Consider the following 2,024-nt stretch of genomic DNA (forward strand, 5'->3'; position numbering starts at 1 on the left):
GGATATGCTGGTCGCCCAGCCATTCGGTATGGTCGAGCGACAATCCGCTGCGGCCTTCGATCGATGGATCAACCTGCTGCAGCGGCGAAGTTGATCTGAACTCGGCACGTGAATCCGAACGGCCGTCCAGACCGGCCGGTTCGCGGCCACTTGCCGGCTCAGGGGACAACCCCGACGCTGCGTTCGCCTCAACGACTTGCTGGTACTGCCGAAGCCGCTTGAAAGAGATAGTGTGTTTTCCCATGTCTTCGGTGAAGTCTTGGTAATCTTTTTTCAACGACCATTGCTGCTGATCACTGCCGTTGAGCCGGCTCGCTATGCTCTCCCTACCCTTGGTTTGCAGCCAATTACTAAACTTTCGTTGATTGCTGGCCAGTCTCCAGACGACTCTCCTCTGCGAAGTCGAGTCCGATCCGAGCTTGCTCAGCTCTTCGTTGGCCAAGGCATCAATCATGAGGGCGTCGTCGGGATAAGGATGATGCTGTTTCAACTGCGACTCAGCGCCTAGATACTGCCGCAGCCGATCGAGACTCACGTTTATTTTTACTTCAACGTTAATAGTAAATTCCCTAAAATCGTCCTTCAACGACCGTTGCTGCTCATCACTGCCAGTCAGGCGACTGCTTATGCTCCCCCGACCATTCTTTCGGAGCCAATTACCAAACCTCCGTTGATTGCTGGCCAGATTCAAGACGCCTTTCCTCTTGGAAGTCGACTCCGGTCCGAGCTTGCTCAGCTCTTCCTTGGTGAAGCTATCAATCATGCGGGTGTCGTCGGGATAAGGATGATGCTGTTTCAACTGCGACTCGGCGCCTAGATACTGCCGCAGCCGATTGAAACCCACGCTTATTTTTACTTCAACGTTAGTAGTAAATTCCCTAAAATCGTCCTTTAACGACCGTTGCTGCTCATCACTGCCAGTCAGGCGACTGCTTATGCTCCCCCGACCATTCTTTTGGAGCCAATTACTAAACCTCCGTTGATTTATCGCCATATTCTGGACAACTTTCCTCTTGGAAGTCGAGTCCGGTCCGAGCTTGCTCAGCTCTTCGTTGGCCAAGCCATCAATCATGAGGGCGTCGTCGGGATAAGGATTATGCTGTTTCAACTGGGACTCGGCGCCTAGATACTGCCGCAGCCGATCTAAACTCACGACCACTTTTCCCTCGGCCTCGGTAAATTTCCTAAAATCCTCCTGCAACGACTGTTGCTGCTGATCAGTACCCGTGAGTCGGCTGACTATGCTCCCCCTACCCTCCCTTTTGAGCCAATCGCTAAACTTTCGTTGACTACTGGCATTTTTCTGAGAAATCGAGACCGGTCCGAGCTTACTCCGCTCTTCCTTGGCCAAGGCATCAATGACGCGGGCGTCATCGGGATAGGGATCATGAATTCGGCGACCCATCAGGCGCGGCCCAGGTCCAACGGCTTGGAGTTCTTGCCCCTCAGGCGCGAGCCTCCTGAAATGAGACAGCGCTGAGTTAAGGCGGTTCTGATCGTCCTCACCGCTTGCCCAATAATCCGCGATATCAACGGCTAGTGAATCTGGATCGTTTAAAAACCGAGAAGCCATCGAATCTCTGTTTTCTGCTCGGAGCCAACGAGCGAACCTCCTAAGAATCCCTAAATTGTTCTCGACGGTAGCCTCGGGAACCCTTCCGTCCCCTCGGCCGATGCTACCGTCGGGTAGAATTTCGTAGTTTCGAACTGCTTCCGCGAACTGGTTGATGCGGGACTCGTCATCGGGATGCATGTCCCGGTCGGCGGGGCGACCACGCTTTCGAACCTTAGTTGAGACCACGTGAGTCTCCGTTGCGGCATCGACGTCTTGCTGCCCCGAACCCCTCTCCGGCGCCAGCGACTGCGGCGTCACTCGCATCGAACCGCCCACGGATCTGCGACGCGGCACACGGTCGCCGGCGTCACTGTCGTGCGAACCGAGGCGCAAGTCGCTCGGATCCTGTTCCAGGTCTCGGCTCTCTGAATAGTAGTCGTCGATCCAGGCGTCCGTATCGAAAGCTCCG

1 protein-coding gene is annotated in these 2,024 nt (G+C 55.0%); it reads right to left on the minus strand.

Annotated features, from left to right (window positions below):
- Positions 1 to 2,024: hypothetical protein (locus MOV76_RS38980; RefSeq protein WP_247266575.1), on the minus strand; the 2,024-nt coding region annotated here is incomplete at both ends.

Source organism: Rhizobium sp. PRIMUS64 (assembly GCF_023006465.1).
GTDB classification, from domain to species: Bacteria; Pseudomonadota; Alphaproteobacteria; order Rhizobiales; family Rhizobiaceae; genus Rhizobium; species Rhizobium leguminosarum.